This window comes from Kitasatospora sp. NPDC029312 (genome assembly GCF_055569215.1).
This window is the reverse complement of the sequence record NZ_JBVHXY010000011.1, coordinates 1-20,079: the sequence shown is the minus strand read 5'-3', so window position 1 is coordinate 20,079 and position 20,079 is coordinate 1. Positions and strand designations below refer to the sequence as shown.

General features: G+C 73.0%; 5 protein-coding genes. 4 read left to right on the top strand and 1 reads right to left on the bottom strand.

All coding sequences use genetic code 11. The annotated features are described in order from the left end of the window. Nucleotides 1-194: 194 nt before the first annotated feature. Complete coding sequence (locus tag ACZ4WV_RS11700; protein WP_465745319.1) at nt 195-869, bottom strand: cutinase family protein; 675 nt, start codon at nt 867-869, stop codon at nt 195-197. A 273-nt stretch (nt 870-1,142) separates the two neighbouring features. Between ACZ4WV_RS11700 and ACZ4WV_RS11695 the strand changes: the two genes are divergently transcribed. From ACZ4WV_RS11695 to ACZ4WV_RS11680, 4 genes are all read left to right on the top strand, one after another. Beyond that, a complete protein-coding gene (locus ACZ4WV_RS11695; RefSeq protein ID WP_465745317.1) occupies nt 1,143-3,710 on the top strand; it encodes a collagenase in 2,568 nt (855 codons plus the stop codon). Between the two features lie 632 nt (nt 3,711-4,342). Continuing rightward, entirely contained in the window at nt 4,343-5,116 is a 774-nt protein-coding gene (locus ACZ4WV_RS11690) for an AfsR/SARP family transcriptional regulator (RefSeq protein WP_465745315.1), read from the top strand. 471 nt (nt 5,117-5,587) lie between these two features. Further along, nucleotides 5,588-13,294: an SDR family NAD(P)-dependent oxidoreductase gene (locus tag ACZ4WV_RS11685; RefSeq protein ID WP_465745313.1), complete on the top strand. Its 7,707-nt coding sequence runs from the start codon at nt 5,588-5,590 to the stop codon at nt 13,292-13,294. A gap of 69 nt (nt 13,295-13,363) precedes the next feature. Continuing rightward, the coding region (locus ACZ4WV_RS11680; protein WP_465745311.1) for a type I polyketide synthase at nt 13,364-20,079 on the top strand (6,716 nt) is incomplete at its 3' end.

Genomic DNA, 20,079 nt, shown 5'->3' with positions numbered 1-20,079 from the left:
TTGTCTGTACGCGGCCACGCTAGGGAGGGCCGATGACAGCCCGATGAAGGGCCCTCGGCCCGGGGCGGCGGAGCAGCCCGGGGGCCGGACGGGTCACCACCCGTCAGCGGCCGAAGCGGTCGGCCACTGACGGGTGGTGAGGGAGGTCGAGCCGGGCCCCGGCCTACGGGTGCCCGTGGCGACCGGGCCCGTGGCTACCAGGACGCCGGGTACCAGGCGCCGTTGTACCACTGCTCGTTGGCGCTGTCGTTGTGGTGATCCATGTTGAAGTCTTCGGGGTAGTTCCTGACGTGGTTGTTCGGGTAGGTCCAGATGCCGGCCGACTCGTCGCAGACGTAGTCCCAGTGGCAGATCGTCTTGACGGGCACGTTGCCGAAGAACCGGTCGGCGCCGGCGAGCGGAGCGCCCACGATGCCGCCGAACGGCACGGAGCCGCCGTTGGCGCCGGGAGGGCCCTGGCGCTTGGGGTCCGCGACGAGGATGGCGTTGACGTTGTCGAAGCTCTGCCAGTTCTCGGTGACCCAGGTGTGCACCACCCCGGCCCCCAGCGAGTACCCGGCCATCTTGACGTGCTGGCCCGGACACGCGGCCCGCTGGTCGCGGACCAGCCGGTTCAGCTCGTTGACGCCCGCCCGGGCGCTCGCACCGTTGGGGATCGTCGTCGGGTAGCCGACGTGCTGCTGGATGTTGCCGTAGAAGCCGTCGTTGTTCCAGGAGCTGCCGGTGCCCCCGACGACGATCGTGTAGGTGCCCTCGCACGGAGCGGCCACCCGGGTGGTGGCCGCCTGGGCGGTGGCTCCCTGGGCCGCGGTCAGCCCGACGGTCAGCAGGAGTCCGGCCGTCGCGGCCGCGATCCTTCGTGCTCGCATGTTGATCCTCCCCACGCAGTCGGCCGGCACGTCCGCTCTTCGTCGCGGTCCGGGCTCGGCCGAGGTCACCGGACGACGGTCGCACCGGTCGATGACACACCGATGAAGCCCGCCGTGGAGGGGGTTGCGCCGCCGCTGCGCCCACCCTTGCTATGACATATAACCTGTGACATTGTTCTGACCCTGATTCCGGTGACGGGCCGTAGGTCGATTCCCCCACCCCCCTCGCGGCTGACGCCCCGTCGCCTCCCCCCTCAGGACAAGGACACCGCAGTGCGTCTGCGCCAATCCCTTCCGCTCCTGGTGGCCGCCGCCCTCGCCGGCCCCGCCGCTCTGCTCCCGACCCCCGCTCTCGCCGCGTCAGCGGTGACCGTCACGGCTCCGGCCACGGCCGGCCACGCCCCGGCCAAGCCGTCCCAGGCCCCCGCCGCGCCGAAGCCGTTCGGTGCCGAGATCGCCGCCGCGCCCTCCTCGGAGGACATGGGCCGCCCCTCCGCCCCGCTGCCGCCCGCCCTGCTCGGCCACGCGCTCCAGCCCACCGGGACCGCCGTCCAGACCGCCCCGGACCCGAGCGCCCCGCCGACGGCCGGCCACCTCCTCACCGCCCAGGCCCCCGCCGCGGCCACCTGCACGCCCGCCGACTTCGGCTCCCGCAGCGGCACCGACCTGGTCTCCTTCATCCAGGGCTCGACCACGGACTGCGTCAAGACGCTGTACAACGTCACCGGCACCGACGCGGGCAAGATCTTCAAACAGTCGCAGATGCTCACCGTCGCCAACGCCTTCCGGGCCCAGGCGGCCACCTACACCGGCGACAACACGACCAACTTCCTGCAGCTGGTGCTCTTCCTGCGCGCCGGCTACTACGTCCAGTCCAACAACGCGAGCGCCGTCGGCTCCTACGACGCCACGCTGACCTCGGCGGTCAAGGCCGGCCTCGACGCCTTCCTGGCGAGCGCGCACCGGACGGACGTCACCGACGCCAACGGCGCCGTCCTCACCGAGGTGCTGGTCCTCACCGACAGTGCCGACCTCCAGGCCCAGTACCTGAACGTCTACCAGCAGGTCCTCAACGGCTACGACAACGGCTACACCGCGTACCCGAAGATGATCGGCGCCGTCAACGCCGTGCTGTGGGCCCCGCTCTGGCGCGGCAACTGGAACCCCGCCTACGTCAGCGCCGTCACCGCCGACCCGAGCGTCGCCACCACGCTGGCGAACTTCGCGCAGAACCACAAGGACCTGCTCACCACCGCGAACGCGTTCCTCGACGTCAACGCGGGCAACGACCTCGCCCGCACCGCCGGCGACGGCGGCAGCCTCGAGGCCTTCGCCAAGCCGCTGGTCAAGCAGGTGCTCGACACCACCCCGGTCTCCGGCGCCACCGGCAAGCTGTACGTGTACACCGCGTACAACGCCAACCAGTACGACAAGGCGCAGTGCTCCTACTACGGCACCTGCGACCTGCCGGGCAAGCTCACCGCCGCCGTCCTGCCGGGCACCCTGGTCTGCGACAACCGCACCATCCGCGCCGAGGCCCTCTCCCCCGCGGACCTGGCCGCCGTCTGCGCGAGCCTGCGCGGCGAGGACGGCTTCTTCCACAAGCTCGTCCAGGACAACGGCCCCATCCCCGGCCAGTACGGCAAGACCATCACCCTCGCCGTCTTCGCCAGCCAGGACGACTACAAGACGTACTCCTGGGCGATCTACGGCAACTCCACCGACAACGGCGGCGAGACCATCATGGACGTCACCGACCCGGCGAACCAGCCGGTGTCGGTGATGTACCAGAAGGCGTGGAACGACGGCTTCACCGCCAACGTGTGGAACCTCAACCACGAGTACACCCACTACCTCGACAACGTCTACGACCTGAAGGGCGACTTCACCACCGAGGTCTCCGTCCCGGACATCTGGTGGATCGAGGGCGTCGCCGAGTACGAGTCCTACGCCTACCGCGGCACCACCGACACCCAGGCGATGACCGAGGCCGCCGCGCACCGGTACAAGCTCAGCACCATCTTCCAGAACACCTACGCCAACTCCGACACGGTGCGCACCTACCCGTGGGGCTACCTGGCCGTGCGGTACATGTTCGAGAAGCACCCGGCCGACGTCCGCGCCATGCTCAGCCACTTCCGCACCGGCGACTACCAGGGCGGCTACGCCGTCTACAACAACCTCGGCACCTCCTACGACGCCGACTTCGACGCCTGGCTGAACACCTGCGCCGCCGGTGCCTGCTACGCCGACGGACCCACCGCCCTGTTCGGCCAGTCCGTCGACGGCGCGACCGTCACCCTGACCGACAAGTCGGTCGAGAGCAACTCCCCGGCCACACTGGCCTCCTGGCACTGGACCTTCGGTGACGGCACCAGCTCCGACGAGCGGAACCCGGCGCACACCTACGCCGCCCCCGGCACCTACACCGTCGCGCTGACCGTCACCGACACCGCCGGCAAGACCGCCAGCGCCCCGTCCTCGGTCACCGTCACCACCGGCGCCGGCCTGCCGACCTGCACCGACCCGCGCACCGACGCGCTCGGCCAGAACTGCTCACGCCCGAACCAGGCGCGCACCGCCGGCGGTCTCGACTACTTCTACGTCTACCTGCCGGCCGGCACCACCACTCTGAAGGTCTCCACCTCGGGCGGCACCGGCAACGCCTCGCTGTACTACGACCCCGACACCTGGGCCTCCCCCGCGACCTTCACCGCCTCCTCCACCAACCCGGGTACCGCGCAGACGCTCACCGTCACCAACACCACCGCCGGCTACCGGTACATCAGCCTGTACGCCACCACGGACTTCAGTGGAGTGACCGTCAGTACCCGTTACTGACAGCCCGCCTCAGAAGAAACGGATGAGCGGCGCGTCCCCTGCCGGGGCGCGCCGCTCGCGCAATTTGGCCGGAGCCGACCGGCCGGGTCGGCGGGATCCCGCCGACCGCCGCGTGAAATGGATTCGTCGATATGCACCCGCCGCGACTCCGCCGACCGGGACGAAAGGCCGGTGGCGAGAACCGGGAGGCCCAATCCGGGCGCGGCGTAATCCTTTCGGTCCCGCTCCCGCCACCGGGCCCGGATGTCCGGGCGGCAGCCGGTGGAAGGCGAGGGCCGGAACGGGAATGTGCAGCGTACCGCACCGCGCGCCCCGCGTGAGTGAGATCACGCCAAAATCCCGACGGCCGAACGGCGGTGGTCCGGCGGGCCGGTCTTCCGGCCTCCTGAGCCCTCCTGAACAGGCGCAGCGGCGGTCATCGTGGTCGATGCAGCTGATCCCGCGTCGACGCGCCATACCAAGAGCGGCGCCACCGATCCAGACCTTCTTTCGGGGTGATTTGCAAGTAGTCTGTCGTCACCCGCTCGAGAACCCGTGCGACCTCCGGATCAATCCCCGGAACCAAGGTGTTTCCGTCGAGCGGCCGACAGGTTTTTCGTTACTGGGGGTGACTTGTGGCGGAGGGTCACGCAATGCATTTCAATGTCTTAGGGCCGTTAGCGGTCCAGGCCAATGGAATACCAGTGCATCCTGGGTCTGCGCGCCAGCGGGCGGTATTGTCCACCCTTCTCCTGACGCCAGGCCAGCCGGTGACGGCGGAGCAGCTCACCGAGGCCGTCTGGCCGAGGAACCCTCCGAACGACGTCATGGCGAACCTGCACAGCTACGTGTCCAACCTCCGGCGACTGCTGGAGCCGAACCGGCCACCCCGCAGCCGCGACACCGTCCTGAGGCGCGAACAGACCGGCTACCTGCTGGCGGTGAACACCGACTGCCTCGACGCGGCACTCTTCGAACGCCTGCTGCACGACGGCCGGCGGCTGCTCCAGGCGGGGATGTACCAGAAGGCCAGCCGGACCCTGGGGAAGGCCCTGGCGCTCTGGCGGGGATCGGCCTACCCGGAGGTGAGCGACTACGCGCTCGGTGCGCAGGCCGCCTCGCGGTTCGAGGAGTTGCGGCTCCTCGCCCTGGAGAGCCTGTGGGAGGCCAGACTGGCGGAGGAGCACGACTTCTCGGTGATCGCGGCCGAACTGCCGGCGCTCACCCTGCGCTTCCCGACCCGGGAGCGGTTCAGCTGGCTGCTGATGAAGGCGCTGTATCGGTCCGGGCGGCGGGCCGAGGCGATCGACGCCTACCACCGGACCCGGCGGACCCTGGCGGAGGAGTACGGCGTGGACCCGGGCGCCGAGTTGCAGGAGTTGTTCGGCTCGATCCTGCGCGGCGACCCCGTCGCGGGCTGCGCGTGAACCCACCTCGACCCTAGGCACCTGCCGACAGCCCGGTGGCGACGGATGACCTGCCCGTCGCCACCGGGCCCTCTTGTCGTTCTGCATATGACATGGGCACGACCCATGCCGCGGTGCGCATCCGGGCCCGTCCGGCACGGCCACGGGGGCCGCTCCAAGACTCCTCCAAGTCGCCTCCAAGTCGCCGCCAAGATCGTTCTGCCAGTCTTCTAGTCGCCGAGCGGATAGATCGACATGAGGCGGTGCCAACCGCCTCTCCCGGACGAAGGAGGCACGGCGGCACGGCGGCACGGCCACCGCGAACGAGCGGACCTCAGCCGGAGCCGGGACCGACGACGGGGACGGGACCGCAACCGGGGGGACGGACCGCCCCGGCCTTCGAACGCACGGCGACCACGGAACGCGCTCCATCGTCGTCTGCTCCGGCAGAGCGGGCAGCAGATCGAGACCACGAGGAAGGCCGAGTACGCAGTGCCCCAGACGAGTTGTGCGGACGACCCGGTCGCCGTCATCGGACTTTCCCGCCCGACACCCGGAACGAGCGGCGACCGGCGGGACGACCCGCAGGGCTACGACGGCCCCGACGGCGGCCCCGCGTTCTTCGGAGTTCCGGCCGCCGAGGCCGCCGGGTTCCGCCCCGAGGACTGGCAGCTGCTGGAACTCGCCTGGAGCGCCCTGGAGGACGCCGGGATCGTCCCCGCCTCGCTGCGCGGAAGCCGAACCGGCGTCTTCCTCACCCCGTCGTCACCGGACCACTCCGCGAAGCGCCTTGCCACCGTCCTGGGCCTCCACGGGCCCCGGACGACCGACGCGCCGACGGACTCCCCCGACGCCGCGGTCCCGTCGGGCCCGCCCGCCCGGTCGGCCGTTGCGCTGGCCGCGGCGAGCCTGCGCCAGGGGGAATGCGACCTCGCCCTCGCCGGCGACGGTGACACCGTCCTCGCGGTGCTCCGACGGCTGCCGGACGCGCAGCGCGACGGGGACCGGATCGAGGGTGTGGTCACCGTCGGCCACACCGCCTCCGGCACCGGCCCGCTCGGCCTCCTCGCCCTGGTCGGAGCCGTACCGGCCGGGCCCGCGGCCGCCCCGGTGCCCCGGCCCGCCGCCCGGCCGGCGCTTGCCACCACCTGGACACCGCTGGTCCTCTCCGCCCGCAGCGACGACGCCCTGCGCGCCCAGGCCCGGGCGCTGCGGGACCGCTTGGCGGCCGATCCCGGCCTCCGGCTCGCCGATGCCGGCTACTCGCTGGCCGCGACCAGGACGGCGTTCGAGCGGCGCGCCGTCCTGGTCGTCGACAGCCGAGCAGACGCCCTCGACGGTCTGCGCGCCGTCGCCGGGGGCGAGTTCGCCCCGTCGCTCGTGCGCGGCACGGCGGACACCGGGCGCGGAGCCGTCTTCGTCTTCCCCGGCCAGGGCACCCAGTGGCAGGGCATGGCCCTCGCCCTGCTGGAGACCTCGGAGCCGTTCCGGGAGTGCATGCAGGCCTGCGAGGACGCGCTCGCACCGTACGTCCCGTGGTCGCTGAGCGACGTCCTGCGCGGGGCGCCCGGCGCGCCCGCCCTGGTGGCGGTCGACGTCGTCCAGCCCGTCCTGTTCGCCGTGATGGTCTCGCTCGCGGCGCTGTGGCGCGCCTGCGGAGTCGCGCCCGTCGCCGTGGTGGGCGCCAGCCTCGGCGAGATCGCGGCCGCCCACGTCGCCGGCGCCCTCACCCTGGACGACGCCGCCAAGGTGGTGGCGCTGTGGAGCCGGGCCCAGGCCGCTGCGGCCGGCCGGGGCGACCTCGCCTCCGCCCTCCTGACCCGCGAACAGCTCGCCCCCCGACTCGCCCGCCGGCCGGGCCGACTGGTCGTCGCCGGGAGCAACGGGCCGCGATCCGTCCTGTTCTCCGGCGACCGGGAGGCCGTCGACGAACTGCTCACCGAGCTGGCGGCCGAGGGTGTCCGGGCGAAGCGGCTGAGCAACGGACTCGCCGCGCACTCCCCCGGGCTGGGCCTCGACCGCGACCTCATCCTCGACGGCCTCGCCGGCGTCCGCCCGCACAGCTCCACCGTGCCGTTCTACTCCTCGCTCACCGGCGGGCTCCTGGACACCGCGGCCCTGGACGCCGGCTACTGGCTCCGGAACATCACCAGCGAGATCCGGTTCGAGGACGCCACCCGCGCCCTGCTGGCCGACGGGCACCGGCTCTTCCTGGAGGTCAGCCCGCACCCCGGCCTGCTCGGCGGCCTCCAGGAGACCCTGGACGACGAGGGGCTGACGGACGCCGCCGTCGTCGGCACGCTGCGCCGCGACGGGGGCGGCGCCGACCGGTTCCTCACCGCGCTGGCCGAACTGCACGTCCGGGGGGCCGCGCCAGACTGGCCGGCCGCCCTCGGCGGATCCGGCGCCCGGCGGGTCCCGCTGCCGACCTACCCGTTCCGCGCCGCGCGGTCGGACGCCCCCCGCCCGGGCACCGCCGGGGCGGCCGCCGTCCCGTCCGGCGCCGAACAGCACCGGTGGATCCGCGACCTGGTGCGCGCCGAGATCGCCGCGCTGCGCGGCCCTGCGGCGGCCCGGGCCGCCGGGAACCGGCCGCTCCGGGACCTCGGGTTCGACTCCGCCATGGCGGTCGAACTGCGCAACCGGCTCACGGCGGCGACCGGTCTGCCGCTGCCGCTCACGCTGCTCTTCGACCACCCGACGCGCGAGGCGTTGGAGCGCGACCTGCGCACCCGGCTGACCGGAGCGGCCGACCCCGCGGCCGAGGTCACCCCGCCCGCTGCCGACGACCAGGAGCCGATCGCGATCGTCGCGATGGCCTGCCGGTTCCCCGGCGAGGTCCGCAGCCCCGAACAGCTCTGGCAACTCGTCGCGGACGGCCGGGACGCCGTCTCACCGTTCCCCGGCAACCGCGGCTGGGACCTGGACGCCCTGTACGACCCGGATCCGGCCCGCAGCGGCCGCACCTACGCCCGCGCGGGCGGCTTCCTGCACGACGCGGACCGGTTCGACGCCGGGTTCTTCGGAATCAGCCCGCGCGAGGCGCTGGCGATGGAACCCCAGCAGCGGCTGCTGCTGGAGACCTCCTGGGAGGCGTTCGAGCGGGCCGGGATCGACCCCGCGGCGCTGCGCGGCAGCCGGACCGGCGTCTACGTCGGCGCGATGACGCAGGACTACGGCGCCCGCATGCACGAGGCGGACGCCACGGTCGAGGGGCACGTCCTGACCGGTACGACCGTCAGCGTTCTGTCCGGCCGGCTGTCCTACGTGTTCGGCCTGGAGGGCCCGGCGATCACGGTGGACACGGCGTGCTCCTCCTCGCTGGTCGCCCTGCACCTCGCCACCCGGGCCCTGCGGGCCGGCGAGTGCTCGATGGCGATCGCGGGCGGGGCGGCCGTGATGGCCTCACCGGGCATGTTCGTCGAGTTCAGCCGGCAGCGCGGCCTCGCCCCCGACGGACGCTGCAAGGCCTTCGCGGCCGCCGCCGACGGCACCGGCTGGGGCGAGGGCGTCGGCGTCCTGCTGCTGGAACGCCTCTCCGACGCCCGCCGCAACGGACACCGGGTGCTGGCGGTGGTACGCGGCTCCGCCGTCAACCAGGACGGCGCCTCCAACGGACTCTCCGCACCGAACGGCCCCTCGCAGCAGCGGGCGATCCGGGCCGCGCTCGCGGACGCCCGGCTCACCGCCGCCGACGTGGACGCGGTGGAGGCCCACGGGACGGGCACCCGGTTGGGCGACCCGATCGAGGCCCAGGCGCTGATCGCCACCTACGGGCAGCAGCGGCCCGCCGAACGGCCGCTGCTGCTGGGCTCGTTGAAGTCCAACATCGGGCACACTCAGGCGGCGGCCGGAGTCGGTGGCGTGATCAAGATGGTGATGGCGATGCGGCACGGCGTCCTGCCGCGCACCCTGCACGTCGACGAACCCACCCCGCACGTGGACTGGTCCTCCGGCGCGGTCGAACTGCTCACCGAGGAGCGCCCCTGGCCGGCCGATGAGCGGATCCGCCGGGCCGCGGTCTCCTCGTTCGGGATCAGCGGGACCAACGCGCACGTCATCCTGGAGGAAGCCCCCGCCGCAGAGGACGCGTCCGCCGCAGGCGAGCAGCCCGGCTTCACGGCGCCCGCGCCCGTCGTACCCTGGGTGCTCTCCGCGCGGACTCCGGCCGCGCTGCGCGCCCAGGCCGAACAACTGCGGGACGCCGTGGTGGCACGGCCGGACTGGGAGTCCGCCGACGTGGCCGGCGCGCTGATATCCGGCCGATCGGTCTTCGAGCACCGCGCGGTGGTGATCGGGGAGAGCCGTACGGAGTTGCTGAGCGGTCTCGCCGCCGTCGCGGACGGGGAGGCCCCAACTCCGCACGATACGAGCGCCTTTGAGCGTCCGGTGTTCGTGTTCCCCGGGCAGGGCTCGCAGTGGACCGGCATGGGCGCCGAACTCCTCGATGCCTCGACCGTGTTCAGCGAGTCCATCGCCCGCTGCCAGGCCGCGCTGGATCCTTACGTCGACTGGTCGCTCACCGACGCCCTGCGCGGCACCCTTGACCTCGCCCGCGTCGACATCGTCCAACCGACTCTGTTCGCCACCATGGTCGCCCTCGCCGACCTCTGGCAATCCCTCGGCATCCACCCCGCCGCCGTCATCGGCCACTCCCAAGGCGAAATAGCCGCCGCCACCATCGCCGGAGCCCTCACCCTCCAAGACGGCGCCCGCATCGCCGCCCTCCGCAGCCAAGCCATCCTCGCCATCGCCGGACACGGCGCCATGGCCTCCATCCCCCTCAGCCACGAGGACACGACGAAGCTCCTCGCCCCGTGGCAGGGACAGTTGGCCATCGCCGCTCACAACGGCCCCAGCACCACCGTCATCGCCGGAGACCACAAAGCCGTTCAACAGCTCCTCGCCCACTGCGAGAACCAGCAGATCCGCGCCCGCCGCATCGACGTCGACTACGCCTCCCACACCCACCACGTCGAAGCCATCCGCGAGCACCTCGCCCACCAACTCGCCGGCATCGCCCCGAGGGAAGCCAGCATCCCGCTCTACTCCACCGTCACCGGCACCCCCATCGACACCACCACCCTCACCCCCCACTACTGGTACACCAACCTCCGCCAACCCGTCCTCCTCACCCAAGCCCTCCAAACCGCCCACGGCGACGGGCACACCAGCTTCATCGAAGTCAGCCCCCACCCCGTCCTCACCCCCGCCATCGAAGAAACCCTCCACCCCCACCCCACCCTCACCACCGGCACCCTCCGCCGAAACGAAGGCGGCCTCCGCAGGCTGCTCACCTCCCTCGCCGAAGTCCACACCCACGGCGCCCCCGTCGACTGGCACACCCTGCTCCCCGACACCGGCCGAGCCCAGCGGATCGACCTGCCCACCTACCCCTTCCAGCGCGAACGCTTCTGGCTCGACAGCCCCGCCCCCACCGGGAACGTCCGCGCCGCCGGCCTCACCGCCACCGAACACCCCCTCCTCAGCGCACTACTCCCGCTCGCCGACGACGACGAACTCGTCCTCACGGGCCTGGTCTCCCTCACCACCCACCCCTGGCTCACCGACCACGCCGTCTGGGACACCGTCCTCGCCCCCGGGACCGCGATCGTCGAACTCGCCCTCCACGCCGGCCGTCAGGCGGACTGCGAGCACCTCGAAGAACTGACGCTGGAAGCCCCGCTCGTCCTCCCCGAGCAACACCCCGTCCGCCTCCAGGTCCGCGTCGGCGCTCCCGACGAAGCCGGCCGCCGCGCCGTCACCGTCCACTCCGCCCCTGACGGCGGCACCGGCTGGACCCGGCACGCGACCGGCGTCCTGGCCGCCGAGGGCCCCGCAGCATCCGTGGACACGCCCCAGCCCTGGACGTCCGCGCTCGACCCCGCCGAGGCGGTCTACGACCGGCTGGCCGCAGTCGGCTTCGACTACGGTCCGGCGTTCCAGGGCCTGCGGGCCGTCGGCCGGCACGGCGACGAGATCCTCGCCGAGGTACGGCTGCCGCCCGAGCGGCACGGAGACGGCTTCGGCCTGCACCCCGCGCTCCTGGACGCGGCCCTGCACGCCTGCCTGCTGGAGGGCTCCGACGGTATCCGCCTGCCGTTCGCCTGGTCCGATGTCGTCGTCCACCCCACGGCGGCCACCTCGCTGCGCGTCCGGCTCACCCCGACCGGGCCGGACACCGTCGCCCTCACCGCGACCGACGAAGCCGGCGGCCCGGTCGTCTCGGTCGGATCCCTGACGCTGCGGCCGGTGACGCCCGAGCAGTTCAGCGCCGCCACCCACGGCCACCACGACTCGCTGTACCAGGTGGAGTGGGTCCCGCTGCCGGCCGGAACCGGCGGCCCCGACGGAACGCCGCCGCTCCTGCTCGACGCCGACGACTCCGGATACTGCCGGCCCGCCGACCTCCTCGCTGTCCAAGCCCCGCTGCCTGCGACGGTGGTGGCGTCCTTCCCGGCCGACGCCGGAGCAACCGTCGAGCACGTCCACGCGGCGGCCGGGCGCGCGCTGGCCCTCGTCCAGGCCTGGCTCGCCGAGGAACGCTTCACCGACTCCCGGCTCGTCCTGCTCACCCGCGGCGCCGTGGCCGTCGACCCGGCCGACGACGTCACGGACCTCGTCCACGCCCCGCTGTGGGGCCTGATCCGGTCCGCCCAGTCGGAGAACCCCGGCCGCCTCGTTCTGGCCGACCTGGACGACCACCCCGACTCCTACCCGGCACTGGTCCGGGCGCTCTCCTCGCCGGAACCCCAGCTGGCGGTGCGCGCGGGCCGCGTGTCGGCCGCCCGGCTGGCGACCGTCACGCCCGGTGCGGCGGAGACCCCGACCCCGTTCGGCCCTGCCGGCACGGTGCTGGTGACCGGAGGCACCGGCCTGCTCGGCGGGCTGTTCGCCCGCCACCTGGTGGCCCGGCACGGCGTGCGGCACCTGCTGCTGCTCAGCCGGCAGGGGCTCGCCGCCGACGGCGCGGCCGAACTGCGGGACGAACTGACGGCGTCGGGCGCCACGGTCACGGTCGCCGCGTGCGACGCGGCCGATCGGGACGCCCTCGCCGCCGTACTGGCCGAGGTGCCCGCCGAGCATCCGCTGATCGGCGTGATCCACACGGCGGGCGTCCTGGACGACGGCGTGCTCACGGCCCTGGTCCCCGACCGGATGGCGGCCGTGCTGCGGCCCAAGGTCGACGCGGCGTGGCACCTCCACGACCTGACCCGGGACACCGACCTGCGCGCGTTCGTCCTCTTCTCCTCGGCCGCAGGCGTCCTGGGGCAGGCCGGCCAGTCGAGCTACTCGGCGGCCAACGCCTTCCTGGACGCCCTCGCCCAGCACCGCCGCGCCGAGAGCCGGCCCGCGCACTCCCTGGCCTGGGGCCTGTGGGCGGAGTCCAGCGGGATGACCCGCCACCTCGCCGAGGCCGACCTCCGCCGGCTGAGCCGCACCGGCCTCGCCGGCATGCCCTCCGAGCAGGGACTCGCACTCTTCGACACCGCGCTGCGGACGGATCGCGCGGTACTGGTCCCCGCCCGGCTGGACACCGCGGCCCTGCGGGCGCAGTCCGAGGTACCGCCCCTCCTCCGCGGTCTGGTCCGGGCCCCGAGGCTCCGGGATACCTCGGTGCCAGCGACGGTGACGTTCCGTCAGCGGTTCGCCGGAATGGAGACGGCGGAGCGCGGTCGCGCCCTGCTGGAGCTGGTCCGGGCGCAGGTGGCGGCCGTGCTGGGCTACGCCTCACCGGATCGAGTCGAACCCGACCGCGGCTTCCTCGACCTCGGCCTCGACTCCCTCACCGCGCTCGAGCTGCGCAACCGGCTCGGCCGGGAGAGCGGCAGCCGGTTGCCCGCCACCCTGATCTTCGACCACCCGACTCCAGCCGCCGTCGCCCGTCACCTGGAGAACGAGGTGTTCCCGGCGGAACGGACGACGGAGGGGCCGGACCCCGACGAGCACAACGGGATCGACGGCCTGGATGGCATCGACGGGATCGACGGCATCGGCGGGATCGGCGAGGCCGGATTCCGGCGGGCCCTGGCGACCATCCCGCTGGCCCGCCTCCAGGAGGCCGGACTGATCCGCACCCTCCTCCATCTCGTTGACTCGACGTATGAACCGGCGGACACCGACGAACAGGAACACGGCAGCGCCCTCGACACGATGGATCTGGACAGCCTCATCCGGGTCGCCCTCGGTGACACCTGATCCCGACGCAACGCCCCTCGCAACGTTCCTCGCAACGCCCCTCGACGGCACGGAGTTTCGGAGTTCGCGATGACCACATCCAGTGAAGAAGTCGTCAAGGCGCTACGAGCCTCCCTCAAGGAGGCCGAGTCGCTGCGGCAGCAGAACCGGAAACTGACCGCTGCCGCCTCCGACCCGATCGCCATCGTCGGCATGGCCTGCCGCTACCCCGGGGGCGTCACCTCACCCGAGGGCCTCTGGCAGTTGGTCGCCGGCGGCGGCGACGCGATCTCGGCCTTCCCGGAGGACCGGGGCTGGGACCTGGACGCGCTGTACGACCCCGACCCCGAAGCAGTCGGAAAGACGTACGCCCGGGCCGGCGGCTTCCTCCACGAGGCCGCGCTCTTCGACCCGGACTTCTTCGGGATCAGCCCGCGCGAGGCACTGGCCATGCACCCGCAGCAGCGGCTGCTGCTGGAGACCTCCTGGGAGGCCTTCGAGCGGGCCGGCATCGACCCGGCGTCGGTCCGCGGCAGCCGGACCGGCGTGTTCGCCGGCGTGATGCACCAGGACTACGCCGCGCGGCTGCGCGAGACCCCCGACGACCTCGAGGGCTACCTGATGACGGGCAGCCTGGGCAGCGTGGTGTCCGGGCGCGTGGCCTACACCCTGGGCCTGGAGGGCCCGGCGATCACGGTGGACACGGCGTGCTCCTCCTCGCTGGTCGCCCTGCACCTCGCGGGACAGGCGCTGCGCAACGGAGAGTGCACGATGGCTCTCGTCGGCGGCGTCACCGTGATGACCGGGCCGGGCGGCTTCGTCGAGTTCAGCCGCCAACGGGCGCTGTCCGCCGACGGACGCTGCCGGGCGTTCGCGGCCGGCGCGGACGGCACCGGCTGGGCGGAGGGCGTGGGCGTCCTGCTGGTGGAACGCCTCTCCGACGCCCGTCGCAACGAGCACCGGGTGCTGGCAGTGGTGCGCGGCTCGGCCGTCAACCAGGACGGGAGCAGCAGCGGCTTCTCCGCCCCCAACGGACCGGCCCAACAGCGGGCGATCCGGGAGGCGTTGAAGAACGCCCGACTCACCGCCGCCGACGTGGACGCGGTGGAGGCCCACGGCACGGGCACCCGGCTGGGCGACCCGATCGAGGCCCAGGCCCTGATCGCCACCTACGGCAAGGAACGGCCCGCCGAACGACCGCTGCTGCTGGGCTCGCTGAAGTCCAACATCGGCCACGCCCAGGCGGCGGCCGGAGTCGGTGGCGTGATCAAGATGGTGATGGCGATGCGGCACGGTCTGCTGCCGCGCACCCTGCACGTCGACGAGCCCACCCCGCACGTGGACTGGTCCTCGGGCGCGGTGGAACTCCTCACCGAAGAGCGCCCCTGGCCGGCCGGTGAGCGGATCCGTCGGGCCGCGGTCTCCTCGTTCGGGATCAGCGGGACGAACGCGCACGTGATCCTGGAGGAAGCCCCCGCCGCCGAACAGGTCGCGGCGGCCGAACAGCCCGGGTTCACGGCGCCCTCGCCCGTGGTGCCGTGGGTCATCTCCGCCCGCGACGACAACGCCCTACGCGCCCACGCCGCCCGACTCGCCACCTACCTCCACGACCACCCCGACACCGACCTCCGCGCCGCCGGACACACCCTCCTCACCACCCGCACCACCCACGACCACCGCGCCGTCGCCCTCGGCCACACCCCTGAGGAACTGGCCGCCAGCCTCACCGCCATCGCCAACGACACCACCGTGCCCGGGGTCGTGCTGGGCAGCGGCACGTTCGACCGTCCGGTATTCGTGTTCCCCGGCCAGGGCTCCCAATGGACCGGCATGGGCGCCGAACTCCTCGACATCTCACCTGTGTTCAGCGAGTCCATCGCCCGCTGCCAGGCCGCGCTCGCGCCGTATGTCGACTGGTCGCTCACCGATGCCCTGCGCGGCACCCTCGACCTGGCCCGCGTGGACATCGTTCAGCCCACCCTCTTCGCCACCATGGTCGCCCTCGCCGACCTCTGGCAATCCCTCGGCATCCACCCCGCCGCCGTCATCGGCCACTCCCAAGGCGAAATAGCCGCCGCCACCATCGCCGGAGCCCTCACCCTCCAAGACGGCGCCCGCATCGCCGCCCTGCGCAGCCAAGCCATCCTCGCCATCGCCGGACACGGCGCCATGGCCTCCATCCCCCTGAACCACGAGGACACCACCCAACTCCTCACCCCCTGGCAGGGACAGCTCGCCATCGCCGCCCACAACGGCCCCACCACCACCGTCATCGCCGGAGACCACCAGGCCGTTCAACAGCTCCTCGCCCACTGCGAGAACCAGCAGATCCGCGCCCGCCGCATCGACGTCGACTACGCCTCCCACACCCACCACGTCGAAACCATCCGCGAGCACCTCGCCCACCAACTCGCCGACATCACCCCCAAGCCCTCCACCATCCCCCTCTACTCCACCGTCACCGGCACCCCCATCGACACCACCACCCTCACCCCCCACTACTGGTACACCAACCTCCGCCAACCCGTCCTCCTCACCGACGCGGTCCACTCAGCCCTCACCGACGGCCACCACACCTACATCGAAATCAGCCCCCACCCCGTCCTCACCACCGCCATCCAGGACATCGCCGAAACCACCGACCACCCCACCCTCACCACCGGCACCCTCCGCCGAAACGAAGGCAACTGGACCCGCCTCCTCACCTCCCTCACCCACCTCCACACCCACGGCCACCCCGTCGACTGGACCCCCCACCTCCACCCCGGCCACCACCCCGACCTCCCCACCTACCCCTTCCAGCACCAGCACTTGTGGATCGAGGACGCGGCCGCCCCGTCCGCCGCCGGCCCGGCGGCGCCCAGCGCGGTGGACGCCGGCTTCTGGGAGGCCGTCGAAGAGCAGGACGTCGCCGCCGTGGCGGCCACGCTGCGGGTGGAGGACGACGACGAGCAGCGGCGGTCCCTGAGCGTGCTGCTGCCCGCGCTCTCCTCGTGGCACCGGCAGAGCCGCGACCGCTCGGCGGTGGACGACTGGCGGTACCGGATCACCTGGAAGCCGGTGCCCGGGGGCGCCGCGTCCTCGCTCTCCGGCACCTGGCTGGTCGTCGTCCCCGAGGGCCGCGCCGATGACGCCTGGGTCACCGAGGCCGTGCGCTTCCTCGGCCTGCGCGGTGCGCGCTTCGCGTTGCTGGAAGCGGCCGGGGCGGACGCGGACCGGGACGTCCTGGCGGCCAGGGTGGGTGAGGTGCTCGGCGACGGCGAGGCCGGTCCGGCCGGTGTGCTGTCGTTCCTCGGACTGGACGCCCGTCGCCACCCCGGCAAGCACACCGTGACGAGCGGACTCGCCCTCACGCTGGCGCTGGTGCAGGCACTGGCCGATCTCGGTCTCCGGGCGCCGCTGTGGTGCGCCACCCGCGGCGCCGTGTGCGCCGGGCCGTCCGACGCCGCCGCGGATCCGGTTCAGGCCCAGCTGTGGGGTCTCGGCCGGGTGGTCGCACTGGAGCAGTCGCAGCTCTGGGGCGGTCTGGTCGACCTGCCGGAGGAGCCCGACGAGCGGGCGCTCGGTCAGCTGGCCCGGGTGCTCGCGGGATCGTCCGAGGAGGACCAGGTGGCGGTCCGGGCGGCCGGGCTGTTCGCCCGGCGGATGGTCCACGCGCCGCTCGGTGACACCCAGCCCGTCCGGGGGTGGCGCCCGAGGGGCACCGTGCTGGTCACCGGCGGCACTGGGAGCCTCGGGCCCCGACTCGCCCGCTGGTTGGCCGACAACGGCGCCGGGCACCTCGTGCTGGCCAGCCGCTCGGGCCCGGACGCCCCGGGCGCTTCGGACCTGGCCGCCGAGCTGGCCGAGCGCGGCGTGGCCGTCACCCTGGCCGCGTGCGACGTGGCCGACCGCGAGGCGGTGGCCGGGCTGCTCGACCGACTGCGGGCGGACGGCCACCCGGTACGGGCCGTCCTGCACACAGCCGCGTTCATCGAGCTGACGTCCGTCGCCGACACCACGCTGGACAGCCTCGACCAGGTGCTGGCCGCCAAGGTGGACGGTGCGCGGCACCTGGTCGACCTGCTCGATCCGGACCAGCTCGACGCCTTCGTGCTGTTCTCCTCGATCGCCGGCTTCTGGGGCAGTGGTGACCACGCCGCCTACGCGGCCGCCAATGCGGCGCTCGACGCCCTGGCCGAGCAGGGCCGCGCGGGCGGCCTGCCGATGGTGTCGGTCGCCTGGGGCGTCTGGGAGGACGCCGTCAACACCTGGAAGAACCTGGGCGATCTGGACGTCGAACGGACCCGCCGACGGGTGCGCGGGCAGGGCCTCCCGCTGATGCCCGCCGAACTGGCGGTCGCCGCGCTGCAGCAGGCGCTGGACCACGACGACACCTTCGTCGCGGTGGCCGAGATCGACTGGCAGCGCTTCGTCCCGCTGTTCACCGCGGTGCGCCCCAGCCCGCTGCTGGCCGAACTCCCGGAGGCGCGCGCCGTCCTGGCGTCCTCCACCGAGACGGCCGCCGGCTCGGCCGGCTCCGGGTCCGAGCTCCGGCGGTCCCTGACGGACCTGCCCGAGCCGGACCAGCTCCGGGTGCTCACCGAGCTGGTCACCACTCACGCCGTCGCCGTGCTGGGGCACAGCGGTGCGGGCGGCATCCGCCCCGACCGCGCCTTCAAGGAGCTGGGGTTCGAGTCGCTGACGGCGGTCGAGCTGCGCAACCGGCTGGCGTCCGCCACCGGCCTGCGCCTCCCGGCGACGCTGGTCTTCGACTACCCGACGCCGAGCGCGCTCGCCGCCCAGCTGCGGCGCTGGGTCCTGGAGTTGGGTGCGATGGAGGTGGCCGCCCCGGCCGGACCGACCACCGTCGCGGCGGGCGAGGACGACGAGGCGATCGCGATCGTCGGCATGGCGTGCCGGTTCCCGGGCGGTGTGACGACGCCGGAGGAACTCTGGCGCCTGCTCGTCACCGACGGCGACGCGGTCTCCGGCCTGCCCACCGATCGCGGCTGGGACCTGGACGCGGTGCGCGGCCAACAGGGCGGGTTCGTCCGGGACGTCGACGGGTTCGACGCCGGGTTCTTCGGAATCAGCCCGCGCGAGGCGCTGGCGATGGACCCGCAGCAGCGGCTGCTGCTGGAGACCTCCTGGGAGGCGTTCGAGCGGGCCGGCATCGACCTGACCGCCCTGCGCGGCAGCCGGACTGGTGCCTTCATCGGCGCCATGCAGCACGGGTACGGCGTCCGTTCGGCCGACGCGTCGGCCGCCATCGAGGACTACGTCATCACCGGCAGCGTCACCAGCGTCATCTCGGGCCGACTGGCCTACGCGTTCGGCCTGGAGGGCCCGGCCATCACGGTGGACACGGCGTGCTCCTCCTCACTGGTCGCCCTGCACCTCGCCACGCGGGCCCTGCGGGCCGGCGAGTGCTCGATGGCGATCGCGGGTGGGGCGGTGGTGATGCCGACCCCCGACTCGTTCATCGGATTCAGCCGCATGGGCGCGTTGTCCGGGACCGGCCGCTGCAAGGCGTTCTCCGAGGACGCGGACGGGTTCGGCCTCGCCGAGGGCATCGGTGTGGTGCTGGTCGAGCGGCTCTCCGACGCCCGCCGCAACGGACACCGGGTGCTGGCCGTGGTGCGCGGCTCCGCGCTCAACCAGGACGGCGCCTCCAACGGGCTGGCCGCACCGAACGGGCCGTCGCAGCAGCGGGTGATCCGCGCCGCGCTCGCGGACGCCCGGCTCACCGCCGCCGACGTGGACGCGGTGGAGGCCCACGGCACGGGCACCCGGCTGGGCGACCCGATCGAGGCCCAGGCCCTGATCGCCACCTACGGGCAGCAACGGCCAGCCGAACGGCCACTGCTGCTGGGCTCGTTGAAGTCCAACATCGGCCACACCCAGGCGGCGGCCGGGATCGCCGGCGTGATCAAGATGGTGCTCGCCCTGCGCAACGAGGTGCTGCCGCGCACCCTGCACGTCAGCGAGCCCACCTCCCATGTGGACTGGGCCTCGGGCACGGTGGAACTGCTCACCGAGACGCGGAAGTGGCCGCAGGAGGACGGGCGTCCGCGCCGGGCGGGCGTCTCCGCCTTCGGGATCAGCGGGACGAACGCGCACGTGATCCTGGAGGAAGCCCCCGCCGCCGAACAGGTCGCTGCGGCCGAACAGCCCGGGTTCACGGCGCCCTCGCCCGTCGTGCCGTGGGTCATCTCCGCCCGCGACGACACCGCCCTACGCGCCCACGCCGCCCGACTCGCCACCTACCTCCACGACCACCCCGACACCGACCTCCGCGCCGCCGGACACACCCTCCTCACCACCCGCACCACCCACGACCACCGCGCCGTCGCCCTCGGCCACACCCCTGAGGAACTGGCCGTCAGCCTCACCACCATCGCCAACGACACCACCCCAACACCCACCAGTTCCAGCACCTTCGAACGACCGGTGTTCGTATTCCCCGGCCAGGGCTCCCAATGGACCGGCATGGGCGCCGAACTCCTCGACACCTCAGCTGTGTTCAGCGAGTCCATCGCCCGCTGCCAGGCCGCGCTCGCGCCGTATGTCGACTGGTCGCTCACCGATGCCCTGCGCGGCCGCCTTGACCTCGCCCGCGTCGACATCGTCCAACCGACTCTGTTCGCCACCATGGTCGCCCTCGCCGACCTCTGGCAATCCCTCGGCATCCACCCCGCCGCCGTCATCGGCCACTCCCAAGGCGAAATCGCCGCCGCCACCATCGCCGGAGCCCTCACCCTCCAAGACGGCGCCCGCATCGCCGCCCTGCGCAGCCAAGCCATCCTCGCCATCGCCGGACACGG

Bases quoted from the DNA above. Each gene is read 5' to 3' on its own strand.
- ACZ4WV_RS11700 (WP_465745319.1), bottom strand. From the start codon at position 869: ATGCGAGCACGAAGGATCGCGGCCGCGACGGCCGGACTCCTGCTGACC.
- ACZ4WV_RS11690 (WP_465745315.1), top strand. From the start codon at position 4,343: ATGCATTTCAATGTCTTAGGGCCGTTAGCGGTCCAGGCCAATGGAATA.